This window comes from Micrococcus sp. R8502A1, assembly GCF_006704135.1.
Lineage (GTDB): Bacteria > Actinomycetota > Actinomycetes > Actinomycetales > Micrococcaceae > Micrococcus > Micrococcus luteus.
Map to the genome: position 1 here is coordinate 1 of NZ_VIGS01000054.1, position 15,533 is coordinate 15,533.

Sequence of the window (15,533 nt, forward strand, 5' to 3'; positions counted from 1 at the left end):
ATACTAGTGAGGTTGTATATTGAATAGCATATTTCGTGTATGTAGTTTTTTGTTTTAGTTATACTTGTCTCCCGGATGTCTACCCTCCTGCTATCGTCGGCAACGTCAGATGTGTATCAGAGCCAGCACCCGCTCGGCCACGCCGTCCTCCCCGTCGTCTCCCCCCACCTCGTCCTCGCCGTCGGGCACGGGATCCGGCAGTCCGACGCCGAGCACCCCCGACCCGACGCCGAGCACCCCCGACCCGACGCCGACCTCCGCGACGCCGACCCCGACGTCCCCGAGCCCGTCCGGTCCGTCCACGAGCGCGCCGGCCACGGACCCCGCGCCGGACCCGACCGAGTCCGCACCCGAGCCGACCGCCACCACGGCCTCGGCGCCCGCGCCGCCCACGTCGGGGGACCGCTCCAGCGCCACCCCCTGACCCCGGCGCCGGGCGCCGTCGTCGACCGCGGTCCGCACCGCCGACGCGCGGCCGTGGCAGGATCGGGGCGATGACTGAGCACCTCCCCCACCCCCGCCCGGACGCACCCGGCCCCGACGCCGTGCCGCCGCCCGCCGAGCGCGTCCACGCGCACGACCACAATCGGGACAAGGACCCCGCCCTCGTCCGACGGGAGCCGGTCTCCTTCGTCCGACGCGGCGCGCGCCTGAACGCGGGGCGGCAGGCCGTGTGGGACCGACAGGCGCAGCGGGTCCTCGTGGACGTGCCCCGCGGCCGCGGCGCCACCTCGGTGGACACCCAGGCCCGACTGGACTGGGCCGGGGTGTTCGGGCGCGAGGCCCCCCTGCTCGTGGACATCGGCTCCGGGCTGGGCGAGTCCACGGCGCAGGCCGCCGCCGACCGGCCGGACTGGAACGTGCTCGCCGTCGAGGTCTACGTGCCCGGCCTGGCCGCGCTCATGACGCGCGTGGAGCAGCAGGGCCTGGAGAACGTCCGCGCCGTGGAGGCCAATGCCCCCGAGCTGCTGGACGCCCTGCTCACGCCCGGCTCCGTCTCCGAGGTGTGGGTGTTCTTCCCGGATCCGTGGCACAAGAAGCGGCACCACAAGCGCCGCCTGGTCTCCCCCGCCTTCGCGGACCGCGTGGCGCGCGTGCTCGCCCCGGGCGGGGTGCTGCGGCTGGCGACGGACTGGTCGGGCTACGCCGTGCAGATGCGCGAGGTGCTCGAGGCGCACCCGGAGTTCGAGAACCTCTTCCCCGGGCGCGCCGCGGGCGAGGGCTCCCCGCTCACGCGGGTGCGCCGCGAGGGCAGGGAGACCGAGGTGGGGGCCCAGCCGCTGCCCTCGGGATGGGAGAGCGCGGCCGAGGAGGAGCGCCCGCTGCGGGCCGGCCTGGGTGAGGCGCGGGCCGGCGCGGCGGCCGCGGACCCCGTGGACCACGCGGGCGGCTGGGCGCCCCGGTTCGAGGGCCGACCGATCACGAGCTTCGAGGCGAAGTCCCAGCGGGCCGGACGCCTCGTGTTCGACCTGGCGTACCGCCGCCGCTGAGCACGGGGCCCGACGGGGCCGCTCAGGCCGGGGCGACCGGCCCGGCCGGGTCGGCGCCGTCCGGGACGGGCGGCACCGGCAGGCCGGCGGTCACCCGCGCGGTCGCCGCGAGCGTCACGGACCCGGCGTCCCGGTAGCCCCTCGGGGCGTCCCCGGGGGCCGTCGGCGACCAGCGGGCCGTGCGGTGGCCGCGGACGGCGGCCCCCGCCAGGCCGGGCCGCGGGGCCACCGGCAGCACGGCGGCGTCCGTCCAGTCCCGACGACGGCCGACCGCGCGGCCGACCCGGGCGAGGAGATCGCCCGGGGCCAGGGCGCGGAACGTCCGCCCGGACCGCAGGCCGAGGTGCGCGGCCCGGGCTGCCAGGGCGGCGGGCAGGCCGACCGCGCCCGAGACCACGAGGGCCTCGACGGGACGCTCGGCCGGCCACGGGGCGTCGGCGTCGTCGGGCTGCAGGCCCCGGTCCGCGAGCAGGCGCAGGGCGTGCGCGGCCACGAGCGAGCCGTACGAGTGGGCCTCCACGGCCCCGTGCACGGCGGTCCCGCGGGCGCGCAGGGCCGGGGCGGCGTCGTCGTCCTCCCCCGGCCCGTGGCGCAGGAACTCCCACCAGGCCCGGACATCCGCGGCGAGCATCGCGCCGCCGCGCCGGCCGGGGCCGTCGAGCACCACCCGCCAGGGTGTGGGCGCGGGGTAGCCGAGCCACGCGATGACGACGGGGCGGGGTGCGCCGGCGGCGCGCTGGGCGGCGGCGAGGTGGGCGGCCTCCCGGGCCGTCCCCCACATGGCCGTCTGGGGGCGGATGCCCATGCCGGAGACGAGCCAGGTCAGATGCGTGGCGGTCGCGGGGTCCCCCGCGGCGACCACCGCGCGCGGACCGTCCGGGCCGTCGAGGACGTAGTCCAGCAGATGCCGGGCGGGCAGGTGCGGGTCCATGCCCTCCGGCTTGAGGGCGTGGACGATCCCGTCCAGGGCGCTGCGGGCCTGCCGGCCGAGGCCGTCGCGCCGGGCCATGTCGGCGCGCAGCCGCTCCTGCACGCGGGACCGCGCGGCCGCCCCGAACGACGCCCGGCTCAGTCCTGCTCGGACTGCCACGTGGGCACCCGTCGGAGGCGGGCGCCGCCGGAGGGCAGCCTCCGCAGGCCGCTCGGGCGGGCCTCGCCCGCGGTGTCCGCCCCGGCCCGTGCCGCGGCGTGACGGCGGGCGGCCATCCGGTCGGCGTAGCGGGCCGAGACGTCGCCGCCGGAGCCCACGGTGAAGACGCGGGCCAGGCGGGAGGCGTGGTGGAGGCGGTCCACCTGGGCAGCCAGCTCGACCACGGTGTCCTGCAGCTGCTCGACCTCGCGCTGCAGCGCGATCACGCGGCGGATGCCCTCCAGCGAGATGCCTTCGCGGCTCAGGGCCTGCACGGTCTGCAGCCGCTCGACGTCGGCGAGGGAGTAGCGGCGGTGCCGTCCGTCCTGGCGGGCGGGGACCACGAGGCCGAGCCGGTCGTACTGGCGCAGGGTCTGCGGATGCATGTCCGCCATCTCGGCGGCCACGGAGATCACGAAGACCGGGGCGTGCCGGTCGGGACCCCCCTCGCGGCCCCGGTCCGCACGGGCGGCGCCGTCGCGGGCGCTCACCAGGCTGCCCTCCGGGCCAGCTCCCGCCGCGGATCGTCGCCGGCCGTGGCGGACTGCAGGGCCTCGACGGCGGCGCGGGCGTCGTCGTTGAGCGTGGTGGGCACGGTGACGCGCAGCTCCACGAGCAGGTCACCCGTCGTCTTCCCGCGCTCGACACCGCGGCCCTTCAGGCGCAGCACGCGGCCACACTGGGAGCCCGCCGGCACCTTCACCTTCACGGGGCGCTCCAGCGTCGGCACCTCGATCGTGGCGCCGAGGGCGGCCTCGGGGAAGGTGATCGGCACGGTGATCCGCAGGTCGTCCCCGTCCCGGCGGAAGAACTCGTGCTCGCGCACGTGCACGGTGACCAGCAGGTCGCCGCGGCCGGCCGGGCCGGGCGAGCCCTTGCCGCGGGCACGGACCTTCTGGCCGTCGCGGATGCCCTTCGGGATCTTCACCTCGATCGTCTCGCCGTCCGGGCCGCGCAGGGACACCGTGGTGCCCTGGATCGAGCCGCGGAAGGAGATCGTGGTGGTGGCGGTGCGGTCCGCGCCCTTCGTGGGGCGCGGCCGCGCGTAGCCGGCGTCACCGAAGCCGCCGGGGCCGAAGCCGCCGGTCTGGCCGGCGGCGCCGCCGAACATCCCGCTGAACAGGTCCGACAGGTCGGGCCCGGACTGCGTGGTGCGGGGGCCGCCCCCGCCGCCGAACATGCCGCCGAAGACGTCCTCGAAGCCGCCGCCGCCGGCACCGCCCGGGGCGGAGAACCGGGCGCCGCCGCCCATCGCGCGGATCGCGTCGTACTCCTGGCGCTCCTGGGGGTCGCTCAGGACGGCGTACGCCTCCGAGATCTCCTTGAACTTCTTCTCGGCCGCCTCGTCCCCGGGGTTCTGGTCCGGGTGGTGGGTGCGGGCGAGCTTGCGGTAGGCCTTCTTCACATCCGCATCGGAGGCGTCCTTGGACACCCCCAGGGTCGCGTAGAAGTCCTTGTCCATCCAATCCTGCGAGGCCATGGTGCCTCCTCTCGTGTGCATCGGTCAGGGGGTCGGCCGGCGGCGGGGTGGGCCGCCGGCCGACGGGGTCACTCGTCTCCGGCGGAGACCATCACCTGGGCGGCGCGCAGCACGCGGCCGTCCCGGACGTAGCCGTTGCGGAAGACCTGGACCACGTGGTCCGCGGGCACCTCCGCGTGCGGCTGGCGCATCACGGCCTCGTGCAGGGCCGGGTCGAACTCGACGCCGGCCAGCGCCGCCTGGTCGTGGCGCTCGAGGCCGAGGCCGGCCAGGACGGTGTCGAGCTTGGTCGCGATGGCGGCGAACGGGCCGTCCGTCAGGTCGCCGGCGGCGCGGGCGGCGTCGATGTCGTCGAGCACCGGCAGCAGCGCGGTGACGGCCTTGAGCACGCCGGCGTCCCTGGCCAGGTCGCGGTCGCGGTCCACGCGACGCTTGTAGTTCACGAACTCGGCCTGCAGACGTCGCAGGTCGGTCTCGAGCTCGGCCTCGCGGTCCGAGGCCGCGGGCTGCGGCGCCTCGGTCCCGGCCTCCGCGCCGGCCTCGTCGAGGATGCGCTCGGCCTGGGCGAGGGCGTCGCCGTCCTCGGCCTGCTCGGCCGCGCTCTCGGCGGAGACGCGGGGCTCACCGGTCTCGGGGTCGATGCGGCGACGGTCGTTGAACACGATGGGCTCCTCCTCGGAGCCGCGCTCGGCGTCGGAGGAGCCGTGCGGACGCTGCTGGTCGGCGCTCATGGTGTGTCCTTTCGAAGCGGGTGGGCGCGGCGGGTCCGCCGCGCGGGGGTGGTGCGGGAAGGCCGGCGAGCTGGCCCGGCAGGGGCGCTGCCGGGCCGGCCCGCCGGCGTCGTGGGCCTCCGGGCGGGGCGGGCGTGGACGCCCGCCCCGGCCCCGGGGTGTCAGGCCTTCTTCTCGTCGTCCTCGTCGACCACCTCGGCGTCGACGATGTCCTCATCGTCGCCCTGCGGGGCGGCGGACTCGGCGCCGGCGTCGGCCGACTCCGCGCCCTGCTGGGCGTAGAGGGCCTCGCCGATCTTGACCTGGGAGGCCTGGAGCTTCTCGAACGCGGCGGCGACCTCGTCGTCGTTGTCCTGCTTCTCCAGGGCGGCCTTCAGGGCGTCGACGTCGGCCTGCACCTCGGTCTTGACGTCCTCGGGCAGCTTGTCGCCGTTGTCCTGCAGGAGCCTCTCAACGGAGTAGGCGGACTGCTCCGCCTGGTTGCGGCGGTCGGCGGCCTCGCGGCGCTTCTTGTCCTCGTCCGCGTGGGCCTCGGCGTCCTTGACCATGCGGTCGATGTCCTCCTGGGACAGCGAGGAGCCGCCCGTGATGGTCATCGACTGCTCGGTGCCGGTGCCCTTGTCCTTCGCGGAGACGTGCACGATGCCGTTCGCGTCGATGTCGAACGTGACCTCGATCTGGGGCATGCCGCGCGGGGCCGGGGCGATGCCGGTCAGCTCGAAGGTCCCCAGCGCCTTGTTGTCCCGGGTGAACTCGCGCTCGCCCTGGAAGACCTGGATGGACACGGAGGGCTGGTTGTCCTCGGCCGTGGTGAACGTCTCGGAGCGCTTGGTCGGGATGGCCGTGTTGCGCTCGATGAGCTTGGCCATCACGCCGCCCTTGGTCTCGATGCCCAGCGACAGCGGGGTCACGTCGATCAGGAGCACGTCCTTGCGCTCACCGGCGAGCACGCCGGCCTGCACCGCCGCGCCGATGGCGACGACCTCGTCCGGGTTCACGCTCTTGTTGGGCTCCTTGCCGCCGGTCAGCTCCTTCACGAGCTCGGAGACGGCGGGCATGCGGGTGGAGCCGCCGACGAGGATCACGTGGTCGATGTCGGAGACCTTGACGCCGGCCTCCTTGATGACGTCCTCGAACGGCTTGCGGGTGCGCTCGAGCAGGTCCTTGGTGAGGTCCTGGAACTTGGCGCGGGACAGGTGCTCGTCCAGATGCACCGGGCCCTCGGGGGTCACGGACAGGTACTGCAGCGAGATGCTGGTGGAGGTGGCCGAGGAGAGCTCCTTCTTGGCCTGCTCCGCTGCCTCCTTCAGGCGCTGCAGGGCGATCTTGTCCTTGGACAGGTCCGCGCCCTTGGACTTGGCCTGCTGGAGCAGCCAGTCCACGATCCGCTGGTCCCAGTCGTCGCCGCCGAGGCGGTTGTCGCCGGCGGTGGCGCGCACCTGGATGGTGGCGAAGTCGTCCTCGTCCTTGGCGACCTCGAGCAGGGACACGTCGAAGGTGCCGCCGCCCAGGTCGAAGACCAGGATGAGCTCGTCCTCCTTGCCCTTCTCCAGGCCGTAGGCCAGGGCGGCCGCGGTGGGCTCGTTGATGATACGGGTGACGTTCAGGCCCGCGATCTCGCCGGCCTCCTTGGTGGCCTGGCGCTCGGCGTCGTTGAAGTAGGCGGGCACGGTGATCACCGCGTCGGTGACCTTCTCACCCAGGTACTCCTCGGCGTCGTGCTTGAGCTTCATCAGCGTGCGGGCCGAGATCTCCTGCGGGGTGTACTTCTTGCCGTCCACCTCGGTGGTCCAGTCGGTGCCCATGTGGCGCTTGACGGACGCGAAGGTGCGCTCGGGGTTGTTGACGGCCTGGCGCTTAGCGACCTCGCCGACCAGGACGTCCCCGCCCTTGGAGAACGCGACGACGGACGGGGTGGTGCGGGCGCCCTCGGCGTTCGCGATGACGACCGGGTCGCCACCCTCGAGGACGGCAACCACGGAGTTGGTGGTGCCAAGATCGATACCCACTGCTCGCGACATCATGTGTCCTTTCGTCGACTGCTGCTCGAGGTGACCGCGGCCGACCGGTGCCGGCCGCCCTTGAGCGTTCTGGACTCAACCTGCCACCGGGGCGGAAGGTCTGTCAAGAAACCTGAGTCACCTCGACTCATGTTCTGGTGTCGTGCAGTGCAACCACACCCCCGTGCGCTTCATTCCCGCCCGTCGGTGATCCTCGTCACACCCTCCGTGAATCCCCCTCTCAGGCATCTCGCGGGCGCCCTGCCGAGCCCCTCTCGGTGCCGGCGCACAGGTGCTGACTAGACTTCTGGAAATCGGACCCGCAACCCAGGAGTGACACGTGCTCATCCTCTCGAGTCGCATGCGACCCAAAGAGCAGTTCGAGGGATACGCCTTCGTCGGCACGGACTACGTGCACGGGCCCGCGGGCATGACTGCGTATCGCGCGCGCACCGGCCGCACCGTCGGCCCCGGCGAGGACGGCTGCTACGTGGTCGCACGCCGGGCGGGCAGGCTCTTCGGCCGCCGTTTCGAGGTGGGCACGGACGCCAGCGGTCTGGGCCGTCTCTTCCTTTACCGCAGCGGCGACGATTGGGCGCTCGGCTCCTCCTACAGCGGGCTGGTGGAGCACCTGCGCACCGAGGGCATGACGCTCACGCCCCGGCTCGGCAGGCTCCGTCCGTTCGCCCTCCGCCAGACGCTGACCATGCAGCTGTCCATCTTCCAGACCCCGTTCGACGAGATCCGACTCCTGCCGGTCGGCACCGTCGTGGTGATCCGCGGCAGCGTCCTCTCCCTCGAGCGCGCCCCCGAGCTCCAGCCGCTCGAGTACGAGGCGGCGCTCCAGGAGTACCTCGACGTCTGGCGCGGGCGCACCCGCGCCCTGCTCGCGGACCCGCGGGTCACCTTCACCGCGGACCTCAGCGGCGGCGTGGACTCCCGCACGGTGTTCGCGTTCCTCCTCGAGTCCGGCCTGTTCCGCACGGACTCGGACCGGTTCTGGCTGCACTCGGGCGTCAACCAGAAGGAGGATCTGGCCGTCGCAAAGGGGATCGCCGAGGCCCACGGCCTGACGGTGAACGGCCCCAAGCCGCCCACCCGCACCCTGGTGTCCGGGTCCCGCGCCTACCGCCACTGGCGGGAGAACAGCCTCGGCGTGTACACCCCGGTCTACATGTCGTCGACGTTCCAGAACCCGTTCGAGGTGCATGCACACGGCGGCGGTGGCGGCACCATCAAGCAGTACTACCGGCATGCCGAGCCGCTGCGCCTGCTGGAGCCGTTCAAGGAGAAGATGCCCGCCGCCGACTTCGCCCTCTGGCAGGAGGAGATGGCCACCACGCAGGAGCAACTGAAGCAGACCGCCCCGGGCGTCGTGCCGAGCATCCAACACTACCTCGAGTTCCGGAACCGCTTCCACTTCGGCCACATCCCGAAGGCCCGCCCGCTGTTCATGCCGCTCAACTCGAAGTACGCGATCCGGGCCCTCACCTCCCTCCCCCAGGACGTGCGCCGCCGCTTCTACTTCGACGTCATGGAGTCACTCGCCCCCGGGCTCAAGGACGTGGACTACGACAACGCCCGCAAGGCACCCACCGCGCAGGAGCTCGAGAGCCTGCTCGTCCTGCCCGCCTCGGACCGGCTCGCCGCCGGCACGGCCTACGGCGACGACACGGTCGAGACAGCCGACCCGGACGATCCCCTGTCCGCCGGCTTCCAGCGCTGGCTGCAGGACATCGACCGGGCCGCCGCCCGCCCGGAGGTGCGTCGCTTCATCATGGGCCGTGCCATGGCGCGCACAGACCGCACAGTGGAGGCCCTGCGCGCGCTGGGCAAGCCCTTCCACTCCCACTCCGGTCACTCCGTGGCGCTGTCCCACCTGCTGATGGTGGACTTCACCCTCGGCGACTGACCGACGCCCCACGCCCGCCGTGTCGGGACGACGACGGCCCGCACCTCGGCGGAGGAGGTGCGGGCCGTCGTCGGGAAGGGTCCGGGACCGACCAGGTCAGGCGGCCTTGGCCGGCCACCAGACCTTCGGGCCGATGTCCCACACGAGGGCCGGGATCAGCAGCGTGCGCACCACCAGGGTGTCCAGCAGCACGCCGAAGGCCACGATGAACGCCAGCTGCACCATGAACATCAGCGGGATCACCGCGAGCGCGGCGAAGGTGGCCGCCAGCACGACGCCGGCCGAGGTGATGACCCCGCCCGTGACGGTGAGGGCGCGCAGCACGCCCGCCCGCGTGCCGTGCCGCGGCGTCTCCTCCCGCGCCCGGGTCATCAGGAAGATCGTGTAGTCGATCCCGAGGGCCACGAGGAAGACGAAGCCGTACAGCGGCACGGTGGGGTCGGCGTCCTCGAAGCCGAACACGTGCCGGAACACGAGGGCCGAGACGCCCAGGGCCGCACCGAAGCTGACCACGGTGGCCGCCACGAGCAGCACGGGCGCCAGGAGCGAGCGCAGCAGCACCGCGAGGATGACCAGCAGCATCGCGAGGATCAGCGGGATGACGACCCGCAGGTCGCGCTGCGTGGTGACGTTCGTGTCCAACGCCTGGGCCGCCGGGCCGCCCACGAGGATCTCGCCCGAGGTGGGGAGATCCGCGAGCCGGTCGCGCAGGCGGGCCACGGTCTGCTGCGCGGCGAGGGACTCGCCCGGGTCCGCCAGGGTGGCCGAGACCAGCACGCGGCCGTCCACCACGCGAGGCTGCGGCTCCGGCGCGGACGCGGCGCCCGTCCCGCCCTCCGCCTCGAGCGCGCTCGGGGGCGGGACCGCGGCGGTCCCGGGGGCGTCCGCGGTGACCTCCGCCTCGGCCACGCCGGGGTCCTCCGCGACGGCGGCGAGCACCGCCTCGGCGTCCCCGGCCGGCGCGAGGATCTGGGCGGGAGCGCCCGCGCCGGCGTCGAAGTGCTCGCTCAGCAGGGCCTGGGCCTGCCGGGCGTCGGAGTCGCCGAGCAGCACGTCCTCCTGGGCGACGCCGTCCGCGCGCAGCTGCAGCAGACCGCCGCAGAGGGCGAGGAGCACGACCGTCGTGGCGACCCAGACGAGACGGGGCCGGCGCGCGACGACGGCGCCCACCCGCGTCCACACCCCGTGGTCCTCCTCGAGGCCGGCGACGGGTCGGCCCGCGCCGTCGAACGGCGGGGTGAAGGCCCGGCCCCGGGCGGCATGGCGCTCCGCGCGACGGCGGGCGCGCTCGGGGGACGGGATCGTGGGCCAGAAGGCGGCCCGCCCGGTCAGCCGCAGCAGCGCCGGCAGCAGGGTCAGGGCGGCGAGCCACGCGAACGCCACACCCGTGGCGGCCACGGGGCCGAGGGAACGCGTCGAGTTGAGGTCCGAGGCCATCAGGATCAGCAGGGCGAGGGCCACGGTCGAGGCGGACGCGGTGATCGCGCCGAAGGACCCGCGCACGGCGGCCCGCAGCGCCTCCCCGACGTCCGCCCGGACCAGCAGCTCCTCGCGGTGCCGGGCCACGAGCAGGAGGCAGTAGTCCGTGGCCGCGCCGATCACGAGGATCGAGAGGATGCCCTGGGATTGGCCGTTGAGCTGGATCCAGCCCGCCACGGCCATCCCGTAGACGGCCACGATCGCGCCGCAGAGCGCGGCCACGGCCGTCAGGAGCACGAGGACCGGCAGCAGGACGGAGCGGTAGACCGCCACGAGGATCACGAACACCACCACGAGCGCCACGAGCAGCAGCCCGTCGATCCCCGCGAACGCGCCGCCCAGCTCCGCGACCAGGCCCGCCGGACCGCCCACGTGCCACTCGGTGTCCGCGGCCACGGTCCCGGCGAGGGCGGGCTCGGCGGCCGCCGGGTCCGCCACGACCTCCCGCAGGTCGGCCACCACGTCGGCCACGGGCCGCTCGGCCCCGGCCGAGGAGTCGACGAAGGCCAGGAACTGCACCGCCGCGCCGTCGTCGGAGGGGATCGGGCCGGCGACGTCGGCCACGCCCGGCACCTCGCCCAGCCGGCCCGCGAGGTCCGCGAGCGCGGGGAAGGCGGCCGCGGGGTCCGCGGTGCTCGCCGGACCCACGACGACGGCGGGCACGGCCTCGCCGTCCTGGAACGCCGCCGCCTCCTCCCCCGCGCGGGTGGACTCGGCCGACGCCGGCAGGAAGGTGGCCTGGTCGTTCGAGGAGACGTCGCCGATCTTGCCGAACACGGGGCCGCCCAGGCCGAGCACGGCGAACCAGACCACGGCGAGCGCCGCGGCCAGGCCCAGCCGCAGCCCCCGAGGGGGACGCCCCGGCGCGGCGGGGGTGCGGAAGGCGGAGAGGTCAGGCGGGGTGGGCATGCCACCGAGCGTAGGGGATGGTTCGATGATCAAACAACCATGGGGGCTGGCTAGACTCCCGGCCATGACCACGCAGCCCCCCTCCGCCCCCGCGGAGCACCTCGCCGTGGTCCACGCGCTGCGCGTCTTCAGCGAGAGCGCGGAGCACGCCGTCGACGAGGCCGGCCGCGGCGTCGGCCTGCACCGCACGGACCTCAGAGCCCTCGCGCTCCTGATGGCCCGCGCGGAGGCCGGTGAGCCCGTCACGGCCTCGGACCTCGGCGCCCACCTGCACCTCACCCGGGCCTCGGCCACCGCCCTCGTGGACCGCCTGGCCGCCGCGGGCCACGTCCGCCGCCGCCGGGACGAGGGCGACCGGCGGCGCGTGCTGGTGGAGCACACGGACACGGCCCGCCGCGACGGACAGCGCGCGTTCGAACCGATGTCCCAGCGGCTGAGCGCCGCCCTCGAGGGATTCTCCGCCGCGGAGCTGCGGGCCGCGGTGCGGGTGCTCGAGGCGGCCACCGCCGCACTGACGGACCCCGCCCCGGAGGACCCGTGACCCGACCGGCGCTCATCGGCCTGGACGGCCGCTCGGGGTCGGGCAAGACCGTCCTCGCCGCCGCGCTCGCGGCCCGGATCGCACCGTTCGCGCGGGTCGAGGTGATCGAGATCGAGTCCATGTACCGGGGCTGGGACGGGCTGGCCGCGGCGGTGGGCGACGACGGCCCCTATCCGGCCGCCGTCCGCGCGCTGCGGGAGCGGGGCACGGCGACCTGGACCACGTGGGACTGGCACCGCGCCGCCCCCGGCCCGCCGCGGTGGACCGCGCCGGCCGACGTCGTGGTGTGCGAGGGCGTGGGCGCGCTCAGCTCCGCCGCCCGACCGCTGCTCGACCTGGCGGTGTGGCTCGAGCTCGAGACCCCCGCCCGGCGCACGCGGGCGCTGGCCCGGGACGGCGAGACCTTCGCCCCGCACTGGGACCGCTGGGCCGCACAGGAGGAGGACTACCTGGCCCGGCACGCCCCGCGCGCCGCGGCGGACCTGATCCTGCGCCTGCCCTCCACCTGACGGCGGCGCCGCCCGGACCGGAGCGGTTCGCTCCGCTTAGGTGTAGCATCGGAGGCGGCGCGCCGCGTCCGGCCGCGTCCCACCCCAGCGCAAGGAGACCTCCCCTTCCCATGGCGACACTGCTCTACCGTCTCGGCCTCGGCGCCGCCCGCCGCCCCCTCCTCGTGATCCTCGCCTGGGTGCTCGCCCTGGCCCTCGCCGTCGGCGGGTTCCTCGCCTTCGGCGGCACGCTCTCCTCCACCGTCACCATCCCCGGCACCCCCACCGCCCAGGTCACGGACCGTCTCAAGGAGGAGTTCCCCGAAGCCTCCCGCGGCAGGGGCCAGGTCGTGTTCACCACCGAGGACGGCTCCCCCCTGACCGACGCCCAGCGCGAGCAGATCACCGCCCTGCTGGACGACGTCGCCGAGCAGCCGGCCGTGGAGGGCGTCGTGGACCCGTTCGAGGCCCAGGCCCAGCAGGACGACGCCCGCACCCGGCTGGACGAGGGCCGCACCGAGCTGGCCGACGGCGAGCAGCGCCTCGCGGACGGACGCCAGGAGATCGAGGACGGCCGGGCCGAGCTCGAGCGTCGCACGGCCGAGGCCGACGCGGGCGAGCAGCGCCTGGCCGAGGCCGCCGCCCAGCTGGAGGAGGGGCAGGCGAAGCTCGACGCCGCGCGCGCCGACCTCGAGGAGCGTGGCCTGGACGCCCTGCCGGCCGAGGCCCTGGCCCCGCTCCGGGAGGCCGAGCAGCAGGTGGCCGAAGGCCAGGAGCAGCTCGACGCCGGCCGCGCCGAGCTCGAGGAGCAGGCGGAGCGCCTCGAGGCCGGCCAGGCCAAGCTCGACGCACAGCGTCAGGAGCTCGAGGCCGCGCAGGCCGAGCTCGACGCCCGGTGGGCCGAGCTCGAGGCCGGGCAGGCCGAGCTCGACGCCCGGGCCGAGCAGCTGGCCGCGGGCCGCACCGAGCTCGAGCAGGCCCGGGACGCCGCCCTGGCCGAGGCCGAGGCCGCCGGCGTCCCGGCGGAGCAGGTCGCCGCGCAGTTCGCCGACCAGGAGGCGCAGCTCGCCGCCGGCGAGGCACAGCTGGCGGCCGGTCAGGACCAGGCCGACGCCGCCCGCGCCCAGCTGGAGGCCGCCCAGGCCGAGGCCGACGCGGGCGCCGAACAGCTCGCGGCGGCCCAGGCCGAGGCCGACGACGGCGCCGCCCGACTCGCCGCCGGCCGGCAGCAGCTGCAGGAGTCCGAGGCCGAGCTCGAGGCCGGCCGCGAGCAGGTGGCCGCGGGACGGCAGCAGGCCCTGGACGCGGCCGAGGCCGAGCTCGACGCGCAGCAGCAGAAGATCGACGAGGGCCGGGCCGAGTACGAGCGCGGCGTCGCCGAGCTCGAGGACGGCCGGGCCCAGCTGGCCGCCGGCGCGGAGCGCCTGGACCAGGCCGAGGCCGACCTCGCCGACGGCCGCGCCGAGCTGGACGACGGCCGCGTCGAGGCCGAGCGCGGCGAGCGCACCCTGGCCCTCGCGGAGGACTTCCGCACCGTGTCCGAGGACGGCAGCACCGCCGTCGGGATCGTCACCTTCACCACGCCGACCCCGGACGTCACCGCCGAGGACAAGGAGGCGGTCACCGGCGCCCTCACCGGCGCGGACATCGACGGCGTCGCCGTGCATCCCTCCCAGGAGCTCAACGCCACCGTGTCCTCCCTGCTCGGCCCGGGCGAGGTCGTGGGCCTCGTGGTCGCCGCGATCGTGCTGGTGGTCATGCTCGGCACCCTCGTGGGCGCGGGTCTGCCGCTGGTCAACGCGCTGGTGGGCGTGGGCGTGGGCGCCGCCGGGGCGCTCGCGTTCTCCTCCGCCGTGGAGATGATCTCCGTGACCCCGGTGCTCGGGGTGATGCTGGGCCTGGCCGTGGGCATCGACTACGCGCTGTTCATCGTCAACCGGCACCGCCAGGAGCTGCGTCGCGGCACGGGCCTGCACGAGTCGATCGCGCTGGCCAACGGCACCTCCGGCAACGCCGTGGTGTTTGCCGGCATCACCGTGATCGTCGCCCTCGTGGGCCTGAACGTCACCGGCATCCCGTTCCTGGGCCTGATGGGCACCGTGGGCGCGGTCTGCGTGGCCGTGGCCGTGCTGGTGGCCGTCACCCTGACCCCGGCCCTGCTCTCCCTGGCCGGGATGCGGATCCTCTCGAAGAAGGAGCGGGCCCGCCTCGCCGACGAGGGTCCCGCCTCCGTCGCCGAGGGCTCCGCCGCCGTGCGCCGCGCCGGGCGCCGCTCGACCATGTCCACCCCGGCCGCGATCGCCTCGGCCCTGGCGGCCGTCGCCCTGCTGGTGCTCGTGGCCCTGCCGGTCGGCTCGATGCGCCTGGGCCTGCCGGACGGCGGGTCCGAGCCGGAGGGCTCCGACTCGCAGGTTGCGTACGAGCTCACCGCCGAGAAGTTCGGCGAGGGCTACAACGGCCCGCTCGTGGTGACCGTGGACCTGCCCGCCGGCCTGGACGAGGACGCGGCCGAGGACGCCCGCCTGGCGGTGGGCGAGCAGCTCGCCGGCCTCGAGCACGCGCACGCCGTGGTGCCCGCGGGCTTCAACGAGGACCGCACCGTCACCATGTTCCAGGTGCTGCCCGAGGAGGGCCCGAACGCCGTCTCCACCGAGGAGCTGGTGCGCGACCTGCGCGCCACCGAGCCGGCCGGCGAGGCCTCCAACCTCGGCGTGGCCGGCATGACCAGCGGGTTCATCGACGTCTCGGAGAAGCTCTCCGACGCCCTGCCCCTCTACCTGGGCGTGGTGGTGGGCCTGTCCCTGCTGATCATGGTGCTGGTGTTCCGCTCGATCCTGGTGCCGCTGATCGCCACCGGCGGGTTCGTGCTCTCCATGTTCGCCGCCATGGGCGGCGTGGTGGCCATCTACCAGTGGGGCTGGCTCGGCTCGGTGTTCGGGGTCCACAACCCCGGCCCCGTGCTCAGCTTCCTGCCGACCATCATGATCGGCGTGCTGTTCGGCCTGGCCATGGACTACCAGCTGTTCATCGCCTCCGGCATGCGCGAGGCCTACGCCCACGGCCTGCCCGCCCGCCAGGCCGTGCTGACCGGCCTGCGCTCGGGCCGGGCCGTCGTGATCGCCGCGGCGATCATCATGATCTCCGTGTTCGGCGGGTTCATCTTCGCCCACGACGCGATGATCCGCCCGATGGGCTTCGGCCTGGCCTTCGGCGTGCTGCTGGACGCGTTCGTGGGGCGCCTGCTCCTGATGCCGGCGCTGATGCACCTGCTCGGCGAGAAGGCGTGGTGGCTGCCGCGCTGGCTCGACCGGATCATGCCGGACGTGGACGTGGACGTATCCCAACCTGAGAGCGCCCACGCCCCGGCGAAACCC

The 15,533-nt window shown here is 74.6% G+C and carries 12 protein-coding genes; 5 read left to right on the forward strand and 7 right to left on the reverse strand.

What is annotated here, in order from left to right; translation table 11 throughout:
- Nucleotides 1–105 precede the first annotated feature (105 nt).
- Nucleotides 106–462: a hypothetical protein gene (locus tag FLM69_RS11390; protein ID WP_181743509.1), complete on the reverse strand. Its 357-nt coding sequence runs from the start codon at nt 460–462 to the stop codon at nt 106–108.
- A gap of 32 nt (nt 463–494) precedes the next feature.
- Between FLM69_RS11390 and trmB the strand changes: the two genes are divergently transcribed.
- The gene (gene trmB / locus FLM69_RS09425) at nt 495–1,490 is read left to right on the forward strand and encodes a tRNA (guanosine(46)-N7)-methyltransferase TrmB (RefSeq protein WP_141843998.1); all 996 of its coding nucleotides are present in this window, start codon (nt 495–497) and stop codon (nt 1,488–1,490) included.
- A 22-nt stretch (nt 1,491–1,512) separates the two neighbouring features.
- Here trmB and FLM69_RS09430 read toward each other — a convergent pair whose 3' ends face one another.
- The 5 genes from FLM69_RS09430 to dnaK form a co-directional block, all read right to left on the reverse strand.
- Nucleotides 1,513–2,580, reverse strand: a complete 1,068-nt coding sequence (locus FLM69_RS09430; RefSeq protein WP_235186512.1) for an alpha/beta hydrolase — start codon at nt 2,578–2,580, stop codon at nt 1,513–1,515.
- Nucleotides 2,559–3,110: a heat shock protein transcriptional repressor HspR gene (locus tag FLM69_RS09435; RefSeq protein WP_036383669.1), complete on the reverse strand. Its 552-nt coding sequence runs from the start codon at nt 3,108–3,110 to the stop codon at nt 2,559–2,561. The genes FLM69_RS09430 and FLM69_RS09435 overlap by 22 nt, the downstream gene beginning before the upstream one ends.
- A complete protein-coding gene (locus FLM69_RS09440; RefSeq protein WP_036383665.1) occupies nt 3,107–4,099 on the reverse strand; it encodes a DnaJ C-terminal domain-containing protein in 993 nt (330 codons plus the stop codon). Before FLM69_RS09440 ends, FLM69_RS09435 begins: the two co-directional genes overlap by 4 nt.
- A 68-nt stretch (nt 4,100–4,167) precedes the next feature.
- Entirely contained in the window at nt 4,168–4,830 is a 663-nt protein-coding gene (locus FLM69_RS09445) for a nucleotide exchange factor GrpE (RefSeq protein ID WP_036383663.1), read from the reverse strand.
- Nucleotides 4,831–4,991: 161 nt separating this feature from the next.
- Nucleotides 4,992–6,851 (reverse strand): molecular chaperone DnaK, encoded by a 1,860-nt coding sequence (gene dnaK, locus FLM69_RS09450; RefSeq protein WP_036383683.1) that lies wholly within the window; start codon nt 6,849–6,851, stop codon nt 4,992–4,994.
- Between the two features lie 340 nt (nt 6,852–7,191).
- Between dnaK and FLM69_RS11395 the strand changes: the two genes are divergently transcribed.
- Nucleotides 7,192–8,742 (forward strand): hypothetical protein, encoded by a 1,551-nt coding sequence (locus FLM69_RS11395; protein WP_153236557.1) that lies wholly within the window; start codon nt 7,192–7,194, stop codon nt 8,740–8,742.
- Nucleotides 8,743–8,838: 96 nt separating this feature from the next.
- On the opposite strand, the gene FLM69_RS09460 is transcribed toward FLM69_RS11395, so the two are convergent.
- A complete protein-coding gene (locus FLM69_RS09460) occupies nt 8,839–11,130 on the reverse strand; it encodes an MMPL family transporter (protein WP_135019660.1) in 2,292 nt (763 codons plus the stop codon).
- 64 nt (nt 11,131–11,194) lie between these two features.
- Here FLM69_RS09460 and FLM69_RS09465 point away from each other — a divergent pair, with 64 nt between their 5' ends.
- The 3 genes from FLM69_RS09465 to FLM69_RS09475 form a co-directional block, all read left to right on the forward strand.
- The gene (locus FLM69_RS09465; protein ID WP_036383657.1) at nt 11,195–11,671 is read left to right on the forward strand and encodes a MarR family winged helix-turn-helix transcriptional regulator; all 477 of its coding nucleotides are present in this window, start codon (nt 11,195–11,197) and stop codon (nt 11,669–11,671) included.
- Nucleotides 11,668–12,180, forward strand: a complete 513-nt coding sequence (locus FLM69_RS09470) for a para-aminobenzoate synthase component I (RefSeq protein ID WP_036383655.1) — start codon at nt 11,668–11,670, stop codon at nt 12,178–12,180. Before FLM69_RS09465 ends, FLM69_RS09470 begins: the two co-directional genes overlap by 4 nt.
- Nucleotides 12,181–12,290: 110 nt before the next feature.
- Nucleotides 12,291–15,533 (forward strand): MMPL family transporter (locus tag FLM69_RS09475; RefSeq protein WP_141844000.1); only part of this gene is annotated, 3,243 nt, incomplete at its 3' end.

Excerpts from the sequence above, each read along its gene's own strand:
- FLM69_RS09460 (WP_135019660.1), bottom strand. The coding sequence starts at position 11,130 with ATGCCCACCCCGCCTGACCTCTCCGCCTTCCGCACCCCCGCCGCGCCG.
- trmB (WP_141843998.1), top strand. The coding sequence starts at position 495 with ATGACTGAGCACCTCCCCCACCCCCGCCCGGACGCACCCGGCCCCGAC.
- dnaK (WP_036383683.1), bottom strand. The coding sequence starts at position 6,851 with ATGTCGCGAGCAGTGGGTATCGATCTTGGCACCACCAACTCCGTGGTT.
- FLM69_RS11395 (WP_153236557.1), top strand. The coding sequence starts at position 7,192 with ATGCGACCCAAAGAGCAGTTCGAGGGATACGCCTTCGTCGGCACGGAC.
- FLM69_RS09465 (WP_036383657.1), top strand. The coding sequence starts at position 11,195 with ATGACCACGCAGCCCCCCTCCGCCCCCGCGGAGCACCTCGCCGTGGTC.
- FLM69_RS09445 (WP_036383663.1), bottom strand. The coding sequence starts at position 4,830 with ATGAGCGCCGACCAGCAGCGTCCGCACGGCTCCTCCGACGCCGAGCGC.
- FLM69_RS09440 (WP_036383665.1), bottom strand. The coding sequence starts at position 4,099 with ATGGCCTCGCAGGATTGGATGGACAAGGACTTCTACGCGACCCTGGGG.